Raw genomic sequence first — 20,023 nt, 5'->3', positions numbered from 1 at the left:
CAAATGTCTTACTTCAATTGCCCTCAAACCATTGCTTAAAGTCTGCAACCCTCTCACGACTTACTATAATCTCACGATTGAAGGAATTCTTAAGACTTAACTTTAATCTTCGATTTGAATAAACCACAACATCCACAATTGCCGGCAAGGAAACCAAATAGCTTCGGTTTACCCTGAAAAAGTCTTTTGGGTCCAAGAGTTCTTTTAAGGTGTCAATTGTATATTCAACAGGATATTCCTTCCCTTCTAATGTTACCAAACAAACGTCCCTACCCTCTGCATAAAAGGCTGAAATATCATTAGTTAAAATGGACCGTAAATGATTTCCAATGCGAATCAAAAACCGGTCTTTAAAAGTTTTTTTTGATAATTCGTTGATTATTGGTGTTATAGCTTTTGCATTTGAGAACTGTTGCTCCAAAGTCTTTAATTTCTCCAAAGACCTAGATAAGTCGGTAAACGTAATTGGTTTCAATAAATAATCGATACTGTTTACTTTAAAAGCATCAATTGCATACTCATCGAAAGCCGTTGTAAAAATGACTGGTTTGTTAATGGAAACGGAACTAAAAATTTGAAAGCTCAGTCCATCAATTAATTGCACATCCATAAAATAGAGGTCAACGTTACCATTGTTATCCTTTATCCAAGAAATCGCGGTTTCCAAAGAATTGAGGACGGTTAGCACTGTAATGGAACTATCGTATTTGCCAAGATATCTTTTGAGCTTTTCTGCAGCCAAAGGTTCGTCTTCAATTATTGCTACGTTCATCTAAATTTAGTTTTGGTAGTGCAATTATTCTCATGGTTCCATCCATATGTATTGAAATGGGTTTCTCAGTATAGTAGCTATAGCTTTTAGAAAGGTCTTTGATGGAATACTGGTTAAATGACAATTGCAATTTTTCTTCCGGTTTGTAGGATATGGTAAGCATCTCCCCTACTTCATCAAATTTAATCGAGAGCTTCTGTTTCTCAGAGACAATCGTAGATCGCACGATATTTTGGATAAGAACTAAAATGGTGGTTGGCAATACTTGAAATCCACTTTTAACTAAATTCTCAAGTTCAACTTTTCTATAGGGCAGGTGATTGAATAACCGAATTAAATGTTTTGCCACGGTCATTTCTTCATTTATGGTGACCACCTCTTGTTTTCTTTTGGAAAGCATATAACGATACACTTCTGAAAACCGGTCTGAAAGTTCCTCTGCCCTATCTGGATTTGACTTCATTTCTACCAACATGGCCTCCAGGCTTTCAAACAATAAGCTAGGATTGATTCCTTTTACATAATGGTTGAATGCATGGTCTACTTCGTTTAGAGCGAGTTCTTCACGCTTAATTTTTGAAGTATTTCTCCGATATAAAAAATAATGTCCGAAATAAAGCACAACATAAAGCAGCGTTATGAAGGAAAAAATACTATTGAAGATTAAGAGCTCCCTGAAATTGGGTTCGTAAAAAAGAACTTTTGAGAAGTACAGATATACAGCCCCAGTAACCAAAACTACGGTCAGTATTAAAGAGACCATCAATTGTAGGACCACCCGTAGAAAAGGTCGATTTTCTAAATCAAATCGTCCAAAGATTAACAAGCTTAGTCTCAAAAACTCCTGACTCAAATACGCCAATGCAATACAAACGAATAGTTCCTGACTTAGAAAATCTTCATTAATGGATAGAACCGAATCGTTTATCAATAGTAATAGCAAATACACTAACGTACCACTAAAAAGTGGTCCGAACAGGCGAAACCATGGATTATGTACGAAGAGCCTATTCATTCGTTAACATAGGTAATAGTACGTTGAATTGGGAATCATTCTGTATGGTAATTCCCTTTTTTGCTAAAATTTTATAGCGTTTATCTATATTTTTTAATCCAATGCCAGTCGTTTTTTTGGCAATCGATGTTGCTGCTTTGGTATTAGATACAGACAATGTTGATTCGTATCCTTTTATCTGGATTAATATTGGGTTCTCCACACTTAGCTTGTTGTGTTTTATTGCGTTTTCAACCAATAATTGTAAGGTCAAAGGTGGTATTTTACTAGAAAGATGCTTATCATTTAAATCATACTTTAGTTCAAACATTCCATTAAAACGAGTCTTCAGAAGAAATGAATACGACTCTAAAAAGTCCAATTCTTGTTTCAGTGAAATCAAGGAACTTCTGCAATTTTCCAAGGTATATTGATACGAGTTCGCCATTGACCGAATAAAGCTTTCTGCTTTTTCAACATCATCATGAAACAGAAAAGAAAGTGAATTGATACAGTTGAAAAGAAAGTGAGGGCTTAATTGTGATTTTAAAGTTTCCAATTGAAGTTCAGCTTGCTTACGTTCCGTTTTGAGTTCAGCAACTTGATTGCGTGCAAATTGGTTGTATGAGAAAAAAGCAAAATAAATAATGTTGTAAATGATGGCAGCACAGAAAAGTAAAATTCCCAATTTAAGTCCGGTTTCTAGGGAAATGGCCTCAAAAAAACCGTTACCTCGAACCAGCCAAGTTCCTAACCAAATCAAGGTAAATCCGATAGCTGTGTGAAATAATATACCCAATAGTAATCGAAAACCTGTATACGACTTCCAGTCAAAGACCGAATTGAGTGGTTTGTTGGAGTGAAATATGCTATAGCTCACCAGAACACCTAAAAGCCCGCTCATTAGTAAATCCACATTATGTAATTCCTTTTGAAAATTGATAAATCCAAAGGTTAATACACCTAATATGAATCCAATAAATAGCAGGCCCAGGTGCTTTCGCATGGTTGGTTGGTAAAATAGTTGTCGTAACTGAATTGCCATACCACCAATTTAGCAATTAGTTTGCCTTGGTGGTATTGTTATTTCTTAGCGGTTTATCTCAATGCTTTTAATGTTCTGCCCAAATGAGCGTCTGAGGATATGGCGTCACTCGAATCGTGATAGGCATCCAAAACCCGTTCTGACTTTCCTCTGACCATTGGTGCAAAAGCGATAAGGATTTCAGCATGATGGTGATCTGAGTTTATATTTTTAGTGGTTTCTAAAATTGAAATAAGGTCATTGTCCGAATACGAATGACGTGCCAGTGCTTTGAATACTTCAGCTTTATGGTGATCCGAATTAACCGATTGTAAGGCCGAAAGAAATGAATCCATAACACCCTTAACATCTTGTTCTTGGACAACTTTTTTAAGTACGGTCGCTTGGTGCATATCTGATGATATATTTTGTTTCACCTGCTTTAACAAATGGGCCAAGGCTTCATCATTTAAGTTATTGCGCAATAGCTCATTGAACACACTGGCCATATGATGATCGGAATTGATATTATCCATCGATGAAATCAAGGTATGGTATGAACTTGATGATAGTTCTTTGCTGGATAAAGCCCTTTTTAATACGTTGGCCTTGTGGTGATCAGAGTTAATCGAATTGGCGGTGGCTATCAATAGTTTTGTGTTTTCAGCATTCAAGGTTCTACTATTCAAAACTTTAGTTAACACACTGGCCTTATGGTGATCTGAATTTATATCATCTGTAATTTGAAAAAGTGCCTTCATTTGATTGTCTGAAATAGCCCTATCTTCTATTGAACGTTTCAAAACTTCGGCTTTGTGATGGTCTGAATTGATCTTACCTGTAGTTTCAATATATGAGGCCGTTACCGCTTCAGAAGTCAAAAACGCCCTTGAACTGTGTTTCAAGATTTCAGCCTTATGGTGATCAGAGTCGATATCGGCTACCCGCTTGAGGGCTCCAATCAATCCGCGTTCATCTAATTTTTTTTCCAGCAATAATTTCAAATACCTTGATTTGACATGATCGCTTGAAATTTCATCCACAAATTTTAAAACAGGATAATATCCTTCTTTTTTATAAATCCGATCTACTCTTTTTTCTGCCCCGAGTGTTGTCGTTCGGACGACCTCGAACAAAACTTCAGAAAGCCATTTTTTACCTTCTGGATCAAAGCTTTGTTGGGAACCTCCGGTGTAATATTTTTTAATTAGCCCACCGGAACCATTGGGTTCAATAAATACTTTTCTACGACTACCGAAAGCAGTTTTTTTAATTTCGAAATATCCTCCCCTAGAGATTGAGACGATATCTGAATCGTCGTTGGCAAGTTCAATTTCACCCTTGTATTCAATGGCAAAATTATTACCCAATCCATTTTTTATAGAGATTGTGGTCTTGCCATTACTATTGATATTGACCGAAGTACTTCGGCGTTGGGCATTTGAGTCAGATGGAATTAGAAAAACTGCTAGAACGATGAGTTTTACTAAAAAGGAAATGATAATTTTTGATGCTTGTGACATGATTGTTCGTTTTTTAAAATAAACGTCCACTTCGGTCAAAGTGGACGTTTTGATGATTGATTGTTCACTTTTTGATTGATGATGGCACAAATATCATCAGCAAGGGTCTTCAAAAAAAATCGGATGTAATGGACTGTACATTTAATGTAGTGAAATGTACAAGAATGAACCATCTGTTTGCTATTCAGTCAATTTAGCAATGGAAGTAATGACCAATTTTCGAAATTCCACTTCTGCCCCTTCAGCTTGCAAGGCAATTTTTCCTTCAGAAACCGTGGCATTATAACCATAATTGACCACGGTACCATTAACCCAAACTTTAACTTGGTCTTCAAAACATTCAATTGTCATTGAATTCCATTTGCCCAATGGCCTTTCTGAATCATCTGTTCGGTTTTTAATGCGTCTATTTGTTCCTTCAGTAATACCCCATTCTTCTTTTGGTCCTCGCTGTTGAACCATATTATCAACTTCAATATCTTCAACAATTACCCAAAAATCGCCAGCGTTTTGGTGTTCCATTTGAACCTCAAGTGATTTTGGAAACATCTTGTATAAAGCCCTTGGCGTCGATGCGTGTACCAATACACCACAATTTCCAGGTTCTCCTGGAAATCGATATTCAACTTCAAGGCGATAGTTCTTATAGATGGAATCGGTCACTAGATGCCCCCTTGGTTCGCCAAGTGAGACCAACATGCCATCCCTTACAATAAAGGATTCTGGAGCATTGGGTATGGAATCTTTCATCGGTACATCCATTGACCAACCATTCAAGTCTTTTCCATTAAACAATGATTTTGAATCTTCAGCACAAGACGATAGGAAGATTAAGAGAACTAAGGTTAGGCTAATTCTTATCATTTTTTAAATCGATTTAAGATTGTTAGTCTCTTTTTGGTATTTATAAAGTAAACTCCCGTCAGCAGTATTATTGCGGCCACCACAGATTGCGCAGTAATTTGTTCATTTAGAAAATACCAGCCAAGAATCATGGCTACTATTGGGTTTACGTACGTATTTGTTGCTACTTTTTCTGGTGAAACCATTTTAAGGAGATAGTTAAATGAAGTAAAAGCGACAATACTGCCAAAAATGACCAACAAGAGCATTGACCATTGGGTTTTAGTGGACCAATCATTAACAAATGACCATTCCTCTCCAAAAACCAAACTAAATAACCCTAGCATGATACCTCCTGTAAACATCTGATAACCGGTATTGACAAAATAATTTTTTGGCATATCGGCTTTGCCTATGTACAGGCTACCATAGCCCCATGAAAGCATCGCTGCGAAAATCATAAGCATTCCCACCAAAGAGTTCTCTTGTGCCAAGATGTTTTTCTGACTTACCAAAAGATAAATCCCAAGCATACCCAAAATGATACCAAAAATCGACATGGGTTGAATCTTTTTACCTTGTAAAGCCCACATCATTAATAGAATAACAAGTGGTTGTGCTGAAATCTGTAATGCGGCAAAATTACTATCAACGAACTTCAAGGCCCAAACCACAATCCCATTACCAAAACTTAGAAAAAGAAATCCTGCTATAATGGTATTTCTTAGCTGATGTTTTGTAATTGAAATAGATTTTCCAGAGAGTTTCGCAATGCCGAAAATTAAAAGGCCAGCAGTTATAAATCGTATGCCTGCCAAGAAAAATGGTGGTATTTCGGCTACTGCAATCTTATTCAGCAAATAAGTTGATCCCCATATGACATAAATGGAAAAAAAAGCGAGTATGACAAACAGGGTTTGGTTAGATTTTTTTTCCATCGTTTTGAATCAGCTAATCTAATTGCAAAGAAAAGAACATCCACAAGAATGAATCATTTTTATCTAAGCAAATGACCATTTCTGTAGATGTTCAATCTATTCGTTACATTTTAATTTTCTATGGCTGGAGCACCTGCAACTTTTAATGACCGCTCCAATTTCGGCATCGACTGTGTCATAATTTCTGTCAAACCAGATTTCACGTTCGCCAATTGTGATACGGCTCGCTCAAAAGCCTTTGTTTGGTTGCCGGTTGGTCCATAGGTATTCATTAAGGCTACAATACCAACAAAACTACCATCGCCAGGCGTTGGTGGGTTTCGTTCACCGATTTCGTTCTTGGCAGCATTACCGTTCATGATTTCGTCGATTTTATTCAGTTCTTTTTCTAAGGAAGTTAATTCTTTGAACAATGATTCTGTTGGATTGGTAGCTTGCGCAAAAGCCCTTTTCATCGCTCCAATTCGTTTTTGACCTTTTTCAAGAGCTGAATTTGCCAAGAGTAAGTCTTGTCTGAACTCTTGGTAAGAACTTCTAAAAGCATCGATAGTTTCCGTTGATTTGGAAGGTAATGCTCCTTCTTTCAACCGTTCTACCTTTATATCAATAGGCTCTGCCAGCTGTTTCATTGCACCATCTTCAACTAGGTACAAGGTTCCTGTGTAGTTGCCAGGTAATGCCTTGAAGGGGGCTCCAAATCCTCCAACCGACTCATTTGGTCTTGGTGCTTTCAACGGAATACCTGTTCTGTTTGCATAGGACAAATCCCAGTTAATTCGGTTAAAACCTTTTTTATTGGTCGCATCAATCATATTCACCACTTCACCATTTGAATCTTTAATCATCATTTTCAATACAGGTGCTGGAATATTCTTTTCGCTGGCCAAAGCTGACCAACCCGGGAAAGGAATTGAAGTGTTCTCCTTATTAAGTTCTTTCTCTTTCTTGGTTCTTTTGGCTTTTGCCGACTCGTACTTTTCTGGTAAATAGTACGAAATCATGGCGCCATAAGGCGGGTTGTCGGCCTTATAAGTATTGTCACCTTGTCCGTACATGCCTGCAATAGGAATATACCAATATGCCGTTCTTGGTTGAAACAGTTGCACTGCTGTTGATTTTGAAGAATCGTATTCGCGGATTGGAGAAATATCGTCAAGAACAAAATACCCACGTCCAAAAGACGCAGCTACCAAATCGTTTTCCCTTCTTTGAATGGTAATATCACGGAAAGAAATCGTTGGCACGCCGCCTTTTAATTTCTGCCAATTTACACCACCGTTTTTTGTGAAATAGATACCAAATTCAGTTGCCGCAAACAACAAGTTCTTATCCTTATGGTCCTGTACAATTCGCCAGGTCAATAACTTATTCGGGAGATTGCCATTGATTTTGCTCCAGGTTCTACCTTTATCGCTACTTTTTAGGATAAATGGTCTGTAATCACCCTCTTTATGGTTGTCCAAGACCAAGTAAACCGAATTGGCATCGTACAAATCGGCCCTGACATCATTTACAAAAGCGCGACTAGGGACATCTTTAATTGAACCAAGCATTATTTTACGCCAGTTGGCACCTCCATCTTCAGAAACCTGTAGAATGCCATCATCAGTGCCAGCATACAATAATCCTTCTTGAACAGGAGATTCTGACAAGGAGGTTATGGTGTTGTATTCGCTCATCGCTCCTACATCCCAGGGATTGTCCCAACTTTGCTGCCTACCCAATATTGGTAAGGTTATCCGTTCTTCGTTACGGGTTAAATCGGGCGATATTGCAGTCCAGTCATCACCCCTATTTTCTGATTTCCAAACGCGGTAGGATGCAAAATATAGTCGTGTTGGATTATGAGGACTGACCAAAATTGGTGCATCCCAATTAAAGCGTTCATGTGGGTCACCCGTGGCCGGTTGTGGTTGAATAAAGACGGTCTCCATTGTCGTCTGGTCGATTCGCCATAACCACCCTTGCTGAAACTCACCATAGGTAATATCAGGATTACCCGGTTCCGTTGCTGATTGGTGGCCGTCTGCCCCGAGGGTGATCCACCAATCTTGGTTTAAAATGCCATCTTCACGTAAAGTTCTTGATGGCCCACCATGAGATCCATTGTCTTGCGTTCCGCCATAGATATTATAAAATGGTTTGGAATCGTCAACTGCAACTTTATAATACTGAGTAACTGGTAGATTTGCGAAATAATGCCACGTCTTGGTCAAATCATATGACTCGTATAAACCCCCATCCGTGCCAAAAAGGACATAGTTCGGGTCATTCGATTTAAAAGCCATTGCGTGACTATCTACATGTTTGTTCTCTTCGTTCATGAACGAAAAGTTCTTACCATGGTCATCAGAAACCTGAACATAATTGCTCATTAAATACAGTTTTCCTTCTTGGTGTGGAGAAGCATATAACTCTTGATAATAGTGAGGACCAGTACCTCCTGAGACCGCATCAGATTGCTTGGACCAAGCTGTCCCGCCATTTTTAGAAATGTATAAGCCCCCTTTTGTTCTATCCAATTCAATAGCTGCATAAATCGTCTCTGAATCAAAAGGTGAAAGTGCTAGTCCTATTTTACCAAGATTTGATTTTGGGATACCATTGCTAAGTTTGGTCCATGTTTTACCGCCATCAATGGATTTGTGGATACCAGAACCTGGACCACCACCCATGTAGGCAGCTACGGTTCGATGTCTATCCCATGTAGCCGCGAATAGTACTTCTGGATCATCAGGATTCATGACCATATCGGTAACCCCTGTCCATTCTCCATTACCCAAGGTTCGAGTCCAAGTTTTACCGCCATCTTCTGAACGATAAAACCCTCGTTCTCCACCTTTACTCCATAAAGGGCCTTGAGACGCTACATAGATTTTATTTGAATTATCAGGATGGACTATGATTTTTGAAAGATGCTCAGAGTTTTTTAAACCCATATGCTTCCAGGTTTTACCATCATCATGACTGACATATATTCCATCTCCAAAACCGACATGGCGACCACCGACATTTTCTCCGGTACCCACCCAAACCGTACTTGGATTTGAAGGGTCGATGGTAACGCAACCTATTGAATAGACGCTCTGCTTATCAAAAATGGGTTTAAAAGTGGTACCTGCATTTTCAGTTTTCCATACGCCGCCAGAACCAACGGCTATATACCATACGTTTTCGTTTTGTGGGTGAATGGCAATATCCGCTATTCTTCCAGAGGTTAAGGCAGGGCCTATATTTCTAAACTCCAATCCACTAAAAGGATTATTATCCTTTTCCTTTTCTTGCGAATAACCTGGAATTAAAAACAATAGCAATAACGCATAAATGAGCCCTTTAACAGTAAGAGATTTCATATAGGAAGGTTTTAGTTGTTCGATAAGGAAAGGTAAGTAAAAGAAGAGGGAAAAGAAACGACTAAGGGTATTATTATTCAATAGGAACCGGAACCGTATTTTGATTGGTAATTCTCCATTTATCCCCATAAACGGAACGGTAGTCAAATTCAAACTCAAAAGTGTTGCTGTCTTTGAATGTACGTAGCACATTCATGAATTCATTGAACTTCTCTTCATCTCCACCTATTGCAAACATTACCACCCTTCCATTTGAAGGAATGGCTTGGCCCTTATAAATATTGTGCCAATTAATTGGTTTAATACTTTTTAATTCAGGTATGCTTTGGGTCATGAATTGATGAAAATCTTGGTCGTATTCCTTTCCGTTATATATTATTTTTCTGCCCTCAATAATTGCAGGACCTACACCATGGTTAACCAAAGTAAATTGCACCTTAAACTCACTACTGTTGGTACTTTGCTCCACCATAAGATAGGGCAAGGCCGAAAGTCGACTTTGCTTATCCATAATATTGGTTTGCCTAACGAATATTATGAGTGTTACAAAGCTGATAAGCATTGCGGTCAAGCCAAAAATCTTATCCGCAGTAAAAAAGTTCTTCGATGCTTTACTCAATTTTCTTTTGACTTTAGTTCATCTAGAATTTTTTTGAAACCAACGGCCACACCATTTGTCCATCCAAAACCATCTTGCGTTTCATATTCCCCACCACCAGAAAGAAGTGTCAAATCTTCAACGTTATATTTCTCCATCATTTTTCCAGTATTCTTAAAGACTTTTTCGTTTAAGGCCAACCATCTTTCCATAATTTCAATCGCTTCTTTCTCATAGCCATAAATTAAAAGACCTTTTACGGCCATCCATTGTAAGGGAGCCCAGCCGTTTGGCGCATCCCATTGTTGACCAGAGTTATTTAATGTGGTTACCAAACCACCGTCTTTTAGGAACTGTTCCATTAGAACATTTTTTATTTTTTCGGCTTGGTCACGATTCGCCAGTTTAAAGAATAAAGGGAAAGCCCCTGCCAAGGTCAAATGTCCTGTAGGTTTATAGGTTACAAAATTATAATCCATGTAAAAACCCGCTTCCTCGTTCCATAGATAAGTGTTCATCAATCTTCTGCGTTTTCTAAATCGGTCACGGAAGCGCTCTGCCAAATCCCTATCCCCTTTTTGTTCAGCTGCCTTCGAAAGGGTCATTTCCAAATTGAACAAAAGACAGTTTAAATCTACAGGAATAATATTGGTGGTTTGGGTGGTAGAAAAATCCGCTCCTGCAAACCATCTCGAACTAAAATCCCATCCGGATTCCGCTGCCGACCTCAAGTCATTGTATAATTGCTCCTTTTCATTTTCATCAGTAAGTTCTTGAGCAAGGTGCAGGTCTTCTTTATAGGCTTCTGGCCGAGGTGTATATCCCTTATCAAAATATCGGTTTAGCCATTGCCCATTATCATCCATACGCACCAAGTGATTATCTGCTGTAAAGTTTTCCGTTATCAGCTCGGATTCCATAAAAAAGGCATATTCCTTGGACATTTGTTCAACGTAATAGAGCGGCATGTTTTCACGCTCTTCTGAAAGGGCATTCACCATCAATGAGAAAAAAGGTGGTTGGGAACGTGTTTCAAAATAGTCCCTAGTGCCATTTGGTATAAAACCAATGGAATCAATTAGGAAAGAAAAATTATCAACCATGCTCTTGGCTAAATCCCAACGGCCTGAGGCTAATAAGCCCTCAATGGTGAAATAGCTATCCCAATAATATATTTCTTGAAACCTTCCCCCAGGAACGACGTATTCTTTGGGCAACGGTATTCTTGAAGAATTTTCTATTCTTGTATCGGGCCCTCGTTTTAATTTACTCCACATCACCTCGATATGTTCATACATTGTTTTAGTGGTATCTGTTTCAAATTTTAAGGACGCCATTGAACGATCTTCAAAATTTTCATTTACGAATAACTGGAGGTCAAAGCCCTTAAGGTCTTTTGCGGCTAGGTATTTCTGTTCTAAAGTGATAAAATTCTCTTTAGGAACTAAATCAACAAAGGTCTTGGAGTCTTTATACAGCGCCGCTAACTGAACATCTTTAAAAAGTTCGGTTTCATAAAAAGTAGTGGGCTCCTGTTTCGTCGTAACATTTTTACAAGAACCAAGGGTTACTAGAAATAGGCCTAGAATAATAAAGTTGTATTTCATGATATACTAAATATAACTAAGCCCTAAATATAACGTAAACTGTGGCACATTTATCGAAGCTTTTTGATGCTATTGCCCAATGTTCCGGAAATTGAAGTAATTTAAAGGAATTACGCAATCAAAAATCAGATTTGAAGACAGAGGAACATGTCATACAAGAAAAGTTATGGGACTATCTAATTCGTGAACTACAGTTCGGAAACTTAAGGCTCGACCACGAAATTAAGATACGAAAAGTAGCAAAAGATATTGGACACGAAACCTCTCAGGTTCGAAAAGTACTGCGTAAACTTGAATTGGGCGGAGTCGTTTCTTTTATTGATAAAGAGCTGTTTCTTATACCTAAACTAACCGAGAAAGAAGCCTCTGAGTTATATAAAACCGTAGCTGAACTCGAGGTTTTGGCCATGGATAATGTCATCATTACGGAAGCCTATATAAAATCGCTTAAAAATCAACTTTTAAAACTACAGCGAACCTACACTTTGGGTTCTCGAATCAATGCACACTTTGAGTTTCATAAATTGGTCACTAAGAATTCAAATCAGATTCTAACCAATATTTTGGAATATCTGAGAACAAGAATGTTGTTCTACGAACAATATTTCGTAACCGATGCTTCTTTCTATGATTCTATTGACAACAAAAATGAAGGTATATTGAGAGCTGTAGAAGAAAACAATATGCCAACCGCCGCACTTATATTAAAGCTTAAGTGGTTGGCTATTTTGGAACATATTATTCGCCAATTAAAATGTCTCAACGGAACTATCAGTAACTGATTTTCACCCAATAGGCCGTTCCACTTGGAATCACTTCTTTAATAATGGCATAGTCATCCTTTTCAAGCACGCCTAGTCTTCTATTAAAACCTGATGTGCCATATGCCCCGCCTTTTACGTTTCTGCTTTGGTCTATTTTAATCAAATACCCTTCAATTGGCGGTACCGAAGGAGTATTCTGAGGATATACCTTTTCAAAATAAGAAACACCATTTGACTGTGAATATTGAATGTATCCCTCTTTAGAATAAAGCGCCTTGATAGAACCTTCAAAGTCCATTTTGCGGGCCTCGTCCATATCTGGATATTTATTGAGATAGAATAGGTAACCTTCTATTTCATTTTGCTCTTTTGCAAGTTTCCAAGCAATACTCGCTTCATCAACTGCGGGTTCTTCTGGTTCTTCTTCTGTTATACTTGTATTGGTCCCACCACTTTCTGGAGGGGAAATTGTTGGCGTTTCTGTATTCTCCACATTAGAAGAATCTTCAGTCACAGCTGCTTCATCTCCGTTCATCAATTTAGGAACAAAATAAATCAACGCACCGACAACTAAGGCCCCAAGAATGGCGGGAACAATTTTAGAATTTGATTTTTTAGCTGGTGTTGGTGGTGTGGAGGTTTTTTTTGGAGGTTCTGGTTTATGGGTAACCACTTTTGGTTCTTCCAAAGGGGCTACGATAGGGTCCGCTTTAGCCTTGGATTTCGGTTCTTCTTTTGGTTTTTCAGGGGCTGGTTTCGGTTTGTTGTCCGCTTTTTTGGTGCTTTCTGCCTCCGCAGCAATGTCGACCAGTTTGTTGGCAACATCACTTTCAAGGTTAAGCGATTTAATTAAAGTTTGAATTCCCTTTTCATTACCCTGTGTAAAATCAGCGTATTGAAGCCTTCTCAGGCGAAAAGGAATTTCGCACTCTTCCAAAAGTACGGGAACCACGGTTCTACCCTCTTCTAGCGCATAAGAAACTTCATCCATTACATTATGCGATTCTACTGACGACTTTGATAGGATGACCAATAAGGTATTCGATGATTTCAGTGCTTCTTCAATGGAGCGGTCCCAGCGCGTACCAGGTTTTATATCCAATTGATCTAGCCAAATTGTAGCTCCGGCCTCACGAAGTTCTTTGGCAAGTTCTATTACAAATTCAGAGTTGTCTCTTGAATAACTGAAGAAAATTTTATTGTCAGCCATGGTTTTGGTCGGTTTGGTTATTAATTAGGAATTACGGTTGAATATCATATGTTTTTTCAAAAATATCTTTGTCGCAAGGATACATTTCCCCATTTACGCCTATCATTAGCCAATCACCCTTTTTACCTTGAAGCTCCCCTTCCATTGTTTCAACAATAAAGGGTTCCTGAATTTGGGCACATTTAATGGGTATTGGCTTTTTTATAGCTTCAACAAAAGTTAGCTTAGGAGAAATTTTAGGTGAAAATCGCTTCATCTTGAAATGTACTAAATTCTAACTTAAGAATTTGGCCTTTAGAAATTTTACAAAATCATCTTCCTCACTCGTGCTTTGAGTCAAGCACACATATGCTTTGTAAGCATTTGTGTGGATTGATATTTTTTCCCTTATGCCCGCCATTTCAGATGCTTTTTCGTAAAAACTTTTCGCCTTCTCCAAATTATTGAGATAGAGATTGGCCTCTCCAAGTGTAGCGAGTTTCCATAAACTTTCTCTTGAATCATTTTCCGCAGCTTCTAGGGCTTTTGAGGCGTAATATTCCATTTCGCCAATATCTTCCATTGCGACCAAGCTAAGAAAGGCTAGGTTTATGGCATGATAATAAATTTGTCCTTTGTTACTCCTTTCCTCCGCAATAGCCAATCCTTTTTTGTAACATTCCGCACTGTCTTGCGCCGTTTTACCTGAAAAGTTTTCCAAATAACTGCGTTTAAGTCTACCGCCAAGCATGCCAAGCAAATCGCTATTGTCTTTAGATCCGTCGTGATTCAATAGTATTTCAACGGCCTCTTCATGTCTACTTAACCCTTCCAAAGCAAAGACCAGTTGTTTTACCCCCCTTGGGTCAAGGTCATTTTTTTGAGGTAGTAACTTCTTGATGACGGCTTCATATTCACCCAGCGTAATATTTATGTCCTCAGCTGAAGTGAACATATTGAAAAAAGTAGTGTTGTTTAAAGAGTTTTCGATGAGATGGAAGGCATCATTTTCTTTGTCATAAACCTTTACCATGTTCAAATGACTCCCCGCAACTGTGTAACAGTTTTCTTCAGGAAAATGTGAAAAATTAGACTCTAGAGGAATGAATTCATCTTGGGTTGCGGCCACTACTTTTAAATCAAAAGGATAGGTCGAATCAAATTTTTGACTCCATTTATCCCTCAAATTTTTTATAAAGGAATTGTTTGCTGCCAAATCAGAATTCTTCTTGTTCCAAATTTTCTCAGTTTCTTTTTCACTAAGGCCGTTATTTGGACTACCGAATAATACCAAGTGAGAAATACGGTCCAAAACATCATTTGAGCTATCCAGAATTGCTTTTTGAGCGACTAATCCACCCAAACTATAACCTATAATTGCTATTCTATCGTACTTGTCGAATTTGTATTTCAGGCTAGTGGCCATGTAATCTGCAATACGTTCAATATCGTTTACTGAAGCCCAAACCTCCTTGCCTTTTTCAGGTTTGACGTACTCGCTGTAACCTAAAGGAAACATGTCCCAACCCTCCAAGCTTGATTCCTGCATTAACAAATTGGGGATATCACCAAAACTATCGGCACTTTCACCTGAAAACCCATGAACAAATAAAATGGCATTATTAGCACCTGGTGTTTCGCGGAAAACCGTAACCATTTCCTGAGCTTCGTTTTTTGGAGCTTGAACAACATCTGGCTCACTGGATTCTTGCAAAACAGCAGACTGCCTATCCTTTGGAACACAACTCAAAATAAAATCATCATAAATCTGAAGGTTCGCGTAGGGCCTTTGTGCTGGATTTCGTTCGGGTACTTTTCTAAAAATGTACTGTACAACTTCGGATATTCGAATAAAAGGCTCCTCAAACTGTTTTTTATGTTCAGCTTTCAATACTTCTTGCAGGCATTTGGTATAAAGGCTATTGTGGTCGCCATCCATAATGTATGATAGTTGATCTTCGCGACAGGAAGAAACAATTGACATGCCTCGGCCATCGTCAATATGCTGGGCTAATCCCTCTGCTTGGCCCAATTCTTTTTGCGGCTTGGCAGATTCTGACATATTGAGAGATTGAGTCATACCTGCTGCATGACAACAATCCAAAAAGAAAACCAATCTTCGAGATTTGATTTTGCTGATTTTTTCACGAAGTTCTTCGGCCTTAACCCAAGTTGTTTCGTATTCCACTTCATCGAAACCATGCGGAACCAAATAAAATTGATTCCAAGGTTCATATAATCCGCCATGACCCGAATAGAATAATAAGACAGAAGAATCCTCTGAAGTTTTGGCAATCAACTCATCTAGAGCATCTAGGATTCCTTTTCGTGTAGCTTGCTCTTCTGTAATTAGAATTATATTTTCAGCAGGATAGCCTGCATAGGCTTCATCAGCAAGAATATTGTATACGGCCCTGGCATCACGAACCGTTATCGGTAGGTCTGCTCCAATTCCTATCAACAAAGCATAACAATTTTCTAGTTGTGCCATTAGTTGAATTTTATTTCTTGGAAAACTTCTTTTATTTCATTTAGTTGTTGATAGGTCAACGAATCATCGGCAGCTTTTTCAATCTCCATAAAAGCCTCAATTAATTTGAAGTCTTGAATTGATATAATACCTACACCCTTCAACTTATCAGCCAGTTCTGAATTGTTCATTTGAGTATGGTCGATTTGATTCTTTGTTGCTATTTCGGCTAGTCTTCCATGCAGGGAATGTTCCAACTTTTTTAGTTCGGAGTATGGGCCTTGGGGACGAATACTTGTCGATTTGGATTGACTATTGGGTTGAATACCTTTCGCCAAGTTTTTCGCCGCTGCTATTTTTTCCTGAACAAAACTAGCGCTTATGCCTTGCGACCCAGCTGAAAAAGACCCCAATCGGTTAAAAGTTCCTGAAATATTTTTTTTGAATACCAAAAGCGAAACCACAACAGTGATAGGCCAAGCCAGATGCTCAACTAAAGCAGTTAATGTTGTCCAATCCATAATTATATTTTTTTAATGCCAAAAGGTTAAAATGTTATTGAACTCTGGTGAGTCTTTTAAAAAATTAAAATGGGGGTCGTTCTTAAAACTATCAGGTTCAAATTGTGCACCTGACGCAACAGCTCTTTTTAAATGGTAAATTGTTTTTTCACGGTCTTCGTCAGAAGCATGGTAACGTGCTAAGGCATAATCCACGGTTCCAAACAAATAGGGCCCTTGAAATTCTTCCAGTAATGTCAGGACCTCTTTTGCTTTGCTCTTTTGATTGGATTTCTCCAATGAAACTGCAAGCATACTTAAAGAATATGGGGTTAGGTCACTGTCGTTCTCTTGCAAGGAGAATAAAATTTCTGAGGCAACAGTAAAATTTTCTAAATAGTAATTGGCTTCAGCCATTATTTCAAGTTCAGAATGGCTGCCGTGTTCTGCCAATACTTTTTGAAAATAAGGCTCCGCTTCCATTTTCTTACCCTGTAAAAGTAGTTCCCGGCCAACGGTAAGGTTTGAATTCAATAGAATGTCGTGTTCATTATAAACCTCTATATCCTTTAGAAAACTATTTACTTTTTCCAGATTTCCTGATCTGGTATATGCCACCAATAACGCCTTCTTAAGTAGTGCAAGTCCCCTATTTTTTAAAACCAGCGGTTCTAAGAGCGCTACGGCTTCATTTGGTTTATCAAGTTCTATTAAGGCGAAAGCCTTTATATAATATCTATACTGGCAATGCGTACAGCCTAAAACATCAAGTCGGGCCATATCGATGGCATTAAAAATATCATCAATGTATGCGGGTCTATTAATATATTGTTGTGTTAGTACCATCATTGTACTGTTCGACGATAAATGGAAGGGCGCATAATTATATTCACGTTCAAAATATGAAGTGGCATTGCGATTATTCCCGTCCAATAAAGACCTGTACATTCTCAAAAGATTTGCCTGTCTTTCTGTCCCTCTTGAGTTAAAGGCCAAATCTCTTAGTAATGAATCGGCAATGGAATATTTTTCTTCATTATAAAAATGTACTACCCTCAATACTTTTGGTTCAAAATAATTAGGGTCAGCAGCAATGGCTTTGTTCAATAATTCAAGATATCGATTAGGTTGACCAGCATATTTTTCTTCTGCTTCGAGCTTATAACGATATGCATCAAATTTTGGAGGCGTCTCCTGAAGATTCAAGGCATCTAATGAATCACCTTGAATAAGATATGTCAAGGCACTCTGTTTTAAGTCTTCAATACAGTTCAATGAATTATCAATGTCGCATACCGTATAGTCAAAAGAAATCAAGGTCTTGTTCATCAATCCATCGGTAATGGCACATTGCATGACCAAATCCCCATCTTTCAAATAGAAATCCCCATTGATGACCTTAGAAGGTTTAATGAATTTGGTTATTACATTTTCGTTGCCTTCACCACTGTAAGATGATTTAAGAACTTCGGTATAATCTTCAATAATCTTTGGAGATACAACTTGGCCTGCTTTGTATTGGGTTATGCCGTGCATCAGCCAATCTGCTGCCATTTTACCAACGATATCATATTCAGCATTACCGGTATTGTTGTCGAATTTAAGAACAGCTATTTTATTACTTTCTTCAAATTCAGGAAAGTTGTTCGTGTTTCTCAATTTATTTTTCGCAATGGAGGCCACTCCTAAAAGGGCAAATAAGGCAACAATGGAAAGGGCGCCAAAATAAATGCGTTGAAACCTCCTTTTATAGGAATTATCGATATCCAAAGCTTCAGGATCGGCAACACTTTGTTTTATGTAAGGCGAAATCTGATACTTCCAAACAAAAAATATGTAAAATGGAAACCCAACCAATAATATGAGTAAGAGATAAGTATTAACTACCTTGGGAAGGCCCAAGGACTCCCATGTAGAACCCAACACTTGTATAAGAAGCCAACTTGTTACAATATAAATCGAGAGTTTTTTGAAAACGTCCCATTTTTGGCATTCTTTGATGAATTCCTTAATGTTCATTTATCTATTGGCGAAAATTCCTACTAACTGATTATTAGGAACTTAATTTGGTTTGATTGGTATTTTTCACTAATATAGTGATAATCAAACGTAAACACTTGAAAGATGAGCGACAAAGAAAAAAAGGCGACTTCCAAACCAGGAGGTGGCATTAAACCGCAAGCGGCCACATCTAAACCTGGAGGAGGTATAAAGCCACAGGGCGCTGTATCAAAACCAGGAGGAGGAATTAAACCACAAGGAGCTGTTTCAAAACCTGGAGGGGGTATTAAACCTTAACCATAAGGCCTGACCAAATAGAAAAAGATAAACCTGACATAGTCAGGTTTTTTTAGTTGTACTTTTTTGCGAAATTCTGCGTTTACCTTCATATGAAATTTTTAAATCCTCAAATAGAAAAGCTTTCCAAATCGCAATCACGTCATTTGGCTAAAAGGCAAATAGCCTGTGGAATTTTTCAGGATATTCAACCCAATACAAAACCAAAAGAACTTAAAAAGTCTGCTTAATTGCAGGCTTTTTTGTTTCTATCGCTCTGAAGGCATTAAAAAACTTCATTCAACAGGTTTTGTAATTCCTGCCACGATTTTTGGTCAGCTTCCGCATTATACTCCAAAGGGAGTCCGAATTTTTCTCCATTTGCATTCGCCTCTTTACTGGTAAACGAATGTTTGGCCCCTTCATAGGCAATGTATTTATAATCAGCATTAATACTGTCCATTTTTACTTTGAAGGCTTCCACCGATTCTGGAGCTATAAAGGGATCATCAGCCCCATTGCAGACCAAAACCTTGGCTTTAAGGTCCTCGTTGGGCATAACTGGTAAACCAACACCACTATGAAAAGCAGCTACGGCATCTAAATCCATTCCTGCATTGGCCATGGTTAACACTACACTACCTCCAAAACAATACCCAATGGCAGCTATGTTATCGGGATCGACCGAGGGATGATTCTTAAGTTCGTTCATGGCTGCCATAAATCTGCTTTTGGCAGAAGGCATATTTGACATCACCATACCAGCAAACTTACCTGCATCCTCTGGGTGCTCTGCATTTTTTCCATCACCGTACATATCGACCGCTAAAGCAGTATATCCCAATTCAGCTAGCATATCTGCACGTTGTCTCGAATAGTCATTATGGCCCCACCACTCATGTACAACCAAAACTCCAGGTTTTTTTTCAGTAGCGTTTTCATCAAACGCAATGTAACCCTTCATGGTTATGCTATCATTGGAATAGGTCACTTCATTCCCAACATAATTTGGTTCGTAGGTAACCTCTTCTGTTTTAGTTTCAGCTTCTTTCTTTTTGCCAGAATTCATACACCCCACAAATACCAAAGACACAGCAAAGAGGGTGATTAAAAATGTTTTTATTTTCATTTTGTTCAAGATTTAAGTGTTATTCAAAATACGTGTTTTGTT

17 protein-coding genes are annotated in these 20,023 nt (G+C 38.3%); 2 read left to right on the top strand and 15 right to left on the bottom strand.

The window, feature by feature from the left end; genetic code table 11:
- Positions 1-13: 13 nt before the first annotated feature.
- The 9 genes from HCU67_RS10265 to HCU67_RS10225 form a co-directional block, all read right to left on the bottom strand.
- Complete coding sequence (locus tag HCU67_RS10265; RefSeq protein WP_168552538.1) at positions 14-772, bottom strand: LytR/AlgR family response regulator transcription factor; 759 nt, start codon at positions 770-772, stop codon at positions 14-16.
- Entirely contained in the window at positions 753-1,787 is a 1,035-nt protein-coding gene (locus tag HCU67_RS10260) for a histidine kinase (protein ID WP_168552537.1), read from the bottom strand. The genes HCU67_RS10265 and HCU67_RS10260 overlap by 20 nt, the downstream gene beginning before the upstream one ends.
- Positions 1,780-2,811, bottom strand: coding sequence for a sensor histidine kinase (locus HCU67_RS10255; RefSeq protein WP_210423684.1), 1,032 nt, complete (start codon positions 2,809-2,811; stop codon positions 1,780-1,782). The genes HCU67_RS10260 and HCU67_RS10255 overlap by 8 nt, the downstream gene beginning before the upstream one ends.
- A 53-nt stretch (positions 2,812-2,864) precedes the next feature.
- Positions 2,865-4,313, bottom strand: a complete 1,449-nt coding sequence (locus tag HCU67_RS10250; RefSeq protein WP_168552535.1) for a hypothetical protein — start codon at positions 4,311-4,313, stop codon at positions 2,865-2,867.
- Positions 4,314-4,493: 180 nt separating this feature from the next.
- On the bottom strand, positions 4,494-5,177 hold the full coding sequence (locus tag HCU67_RS10245; RefSeq protein ID WP_168552534.1) for a 3-keto-disaccharide hydrolase: 684 nt from the start codon (positions 5,175-5,177) through the stop codon (positions 4,494-4,496).
- A complete protein-coding gene (locus HCU67_RS10240; RefSeq protein ID WP_168552533.1) occupies positions 5,174-6,094 on the bottom strand; it encodes an EamA family transporter in 921 nt (306 codons plus the stop codon). Before HCU67_RS10240 ends, HCU67_RS10245 begins: the two co-directional genes overlap by 4 nt.
- A gap of 110 nt (positions 6,095-6,204) precedes the next feature.
- Complete coding sequence (locus HCU67_RS10235; protein WP_168552532.1) at positions 6,205-9,447, bottom strand: WD40/YVTN/BNR-like repeat-containing protein; 3,243 nt, start codon at positions 9,445-9,447, stop codon at positions 6,205-6,207.
- Between the two features lie 73 nt (positions 9,448-9,520).
- Positions 9,521-9,958, bottom strand: coding sequence for a hypothetical protein (locus HCU67_RS10230; protein ID WP_168552531.1), 438 nt, complete (start codon positions 9,956-9,958; stop codon positions 9,521-9,523).
- A 104-nt stretch (positions 9,959-10,062) separates the two neighbouring features.
- Entirely contained in the window at positions 10,063-11,652 is a 1,590-nt protein-coding gene (locus HCU67_RS10225) for a trehalase family glycosidase (RefSeq protein ID WP_168552530.1), read from the bottom strand.
- Between the two features lie 131 nt (positions 11,653-11,783).
- Here HCU67_RS10225 and HCU67_RS10220 point away from each other — a divergent pair, with 131 nt between their 5' ends.
- A complete protein-coding gene (locus HCU67_RS10220) occupies positions 11,784-12,434 on the top strand; it encodes a GntR family transcriptional regulator (RefSeq protein WP_168552529.1) in 651 nt (216 codons plus the stop codon).
- Here the strand turns inward: HCU67_RS10220 and HCU67_RS10215 are convergent.
- From HCU67_RS10215 to HCU67_RS10195, 5 genes are read right to left on the bottom strand one after another with little or no spacing between them, the layout of a single operon-like run.
- Positions 12,424-13,626 (bottom strand): toll/interleukin-1 receptor domain-containing protein, encoded by a 1,203-nt coding sequence (locus tag HCU67_RS10215; protein ID WP_168552528.1) that lies wholly within the window; start codon positions 13,624-13,626, stop codon positions 12,424-12,426. The genes HCU67_RS10220 and HCU67_RS10215 overlap by 11 nt on opposite strands.
- A gap of 31 nt (positions 13,627-13,657) precedes the next feature.
- Positions 13,658-13,882 carry a hypothetical protein gene (locus HCU67_RS10210; RefSeq protein WP_168552527.1) on the bottom strand — a complete coding sequence of 75 codons (225 nt, stop codon included), beginning with the start codon at positions 13,880-13,882 and terminating at the stop codon, positions 13,658-13,660.
- 18 nt (positions 13,883-13,900) lie between these two features.
- Positions 13,901-16,096 (bottom strand): caspase family protein, encoded by a 2,196-nt coding sequence (locus HCU67_RS10205; protein ID WP_168552526.1) that lies wholly within the window; start codon positions 16,094-16,096, stop codon positions 13,901-13,903.
- On the bottom strand, positions 16,096-16,596 hold the full coding sequence (locus HCU67_RS10200) for a hypothetical protein (RefSeq protein ID WP_168552525.1): 501 nt from the start codon (positions 16,594-16,596) through the stop codon (positions 16,096-16,098). The genes HCU67_RS10205 and HCU67_RS10200 overlap by 1 nt, the downstream gene beginning before the upstream one ends.
- Positions 16,597-16,608: 12 nt before the next feature.
- Positions 16,609-18,594, bottom strand: coding sequence for a tetratricopeptide repeat protein (locus HCU67_RS10195; protein WP_168552524.1), 1,986 nt, complete (start codon positions 18,592-18,594; stop codon positions 16,609-16,611).
- Between the two features lie 105 nt (positions 18,595-18,699).
- Here HCU67_RS10195 and HCU67_RS10190 point away from each other — a divergent pair, with 105 nt between their 5' ends.
- Positions 18,700-18,873 (top strand): hypothetical protein, encoded by a 174-nt coding sequence (locus tag HCU67_RS10190; protein WP_168552523.1) that lies wholly within the window; start codon positions 18,700-18,702, stop codon positions 18,871-18,873.
- 265 nt (positions 18,874-19,138) lie between these two features.
- Here HCU67_RS10190 and HCU67_RS10185 read toward each other — a convergent pair whose 3' ends face one another.
- Positions 19,139-19,981, bottom strand: coding sequence for a dienelactone hydrolase family protein (locus tag HCU67_RS10185; RefSeq protein WP_168552522.1), 843 nt, complete (start codon positions 19,979-19,981; stop codon positions 19,139-19,141).
- Positions 19,982-20,023: the final 42 nt, after the last annotated feature.

The sequence above is a fragment of the Croceivirga thetidis genome (genome assembly GCF_012272815.1).
GTDB classification, from domain to species: Bacteria; Bacteroidota; Bacteroidia; order Flavobacteriales; family Flavobacteriaceae; genus Croceivirga; species Croceivirga thetidis.
This window is presented reverse-complemented; position numbering and strand designations above follow the sequence as displayed.

Coding starts and splice junctions, on each gene's coding strand:
- HCU67_RS10265 (WP_168552538.1), bottom strand. CDS start 772: ATGAACGTAGCAATAATTGAAGACGAACCTTTGGCTGCAGAAAAGCTC.
- HCU67_RS10260 (WP_168552537.1), bottom strand. CDS start 1,787: ATGAATAGGCTCTTCGTACATAATCCATGGTTTCGCCTGTTCGGACCA.
- HCU67_RS10255 (WP_210423684.1), bottom strand. CDS start 2,811: ATGGCAATTCAGTTACGACAACTATTTTACCAACCAACCATGCGAAAG.
- HCU67_RS10250 (WP_168552535.1), bottom strand. CDS start 4,313: ATGTCACAAGCATCAAAAATTATCATTTCCTTTTTAGTAAAACTCATC.
- HCU67_RS10245 (WP_168552534.1), bottom strand. CDS start 5,177: ATGATAAGAATTAGCCTAACCTTAGTTCTCTTAATCTTCCTATCGTCT.
- HCU67_RS10240 (WP_168552533.1), bottom strand. CDS start 6,094: ATGGAAAAAAAATCTAACCAAACCCTGTTTGTCATACTCGCTTTTTTT.
- HCU67_RS10235 (WP_168552532.1), bottom strand. CDS start 9,447: ATGAAATCTCTTACTGTTAAAGGGCTCATTTATGCGTTATTGCTATTG.
- HCU67_RS10230 (WP_168552531.1), bottom strand. CDS start 9,958: ATGGATAAGCAAAGTCGACTTTCGGCCTTGCCCTATCTTATGGTGGAG.
- HCU67_RS10225 (WP_168552530.1), bottom strand. CDS start 11,652: ATGAAATACAACTTTATTATTCTAGGCCTATTTCTAGTAACCCTTGGT.
- HCU67_RS10215 (WP_168552528.1), bottom strand. CDS start 13,626: ATGGCTGACAATAAAATTTTCTTCAGTTATTCAAGAGACAACTCTGAA.
- HCU67_RS10210 (WP_168552527.1), bottom strand. CDS start 13,882: ATGAAGCGATTTTCACCTAAAATTTCTCCTAAGCTAACTTTTGTTGAA.
- HCU67_RS10205 (WP_168552526.1), bottom strand. CDS start 16,096: ATGGCACAACTAGAAAATTGTTATGCTTTGTTGATAGGAATTGGAGCA.
- HCU67_RS10200 (WP_168552525.1), bottom strand. CDS start 16,596: ATGGATTGGACAACATTAACTGCTTTAGTTGAGCATCTGGCTTGGCCT.
- HCU67_RS10195 (WP_168552524.1), bottom strand. CDS start 18,594: ATGAACATTAAGGAATTCATCAAAGAATGCCAAAAATGGGACGTTTTC.
- HCU67_RS10190 (WP_168552523.1), top strand. CDS start 18,700: ATGAGCGACAAAGAAAAAAAGGCGACTTCCAAACCAGGAGGTGGCATT.
- HCU67_RS10185 (WP_168552522.1), bottom strand. CDS start 19,981: ATGAAAATAAAAACATTTTTAATCACCCTCTTTGCTGTGTCTTTGGTA.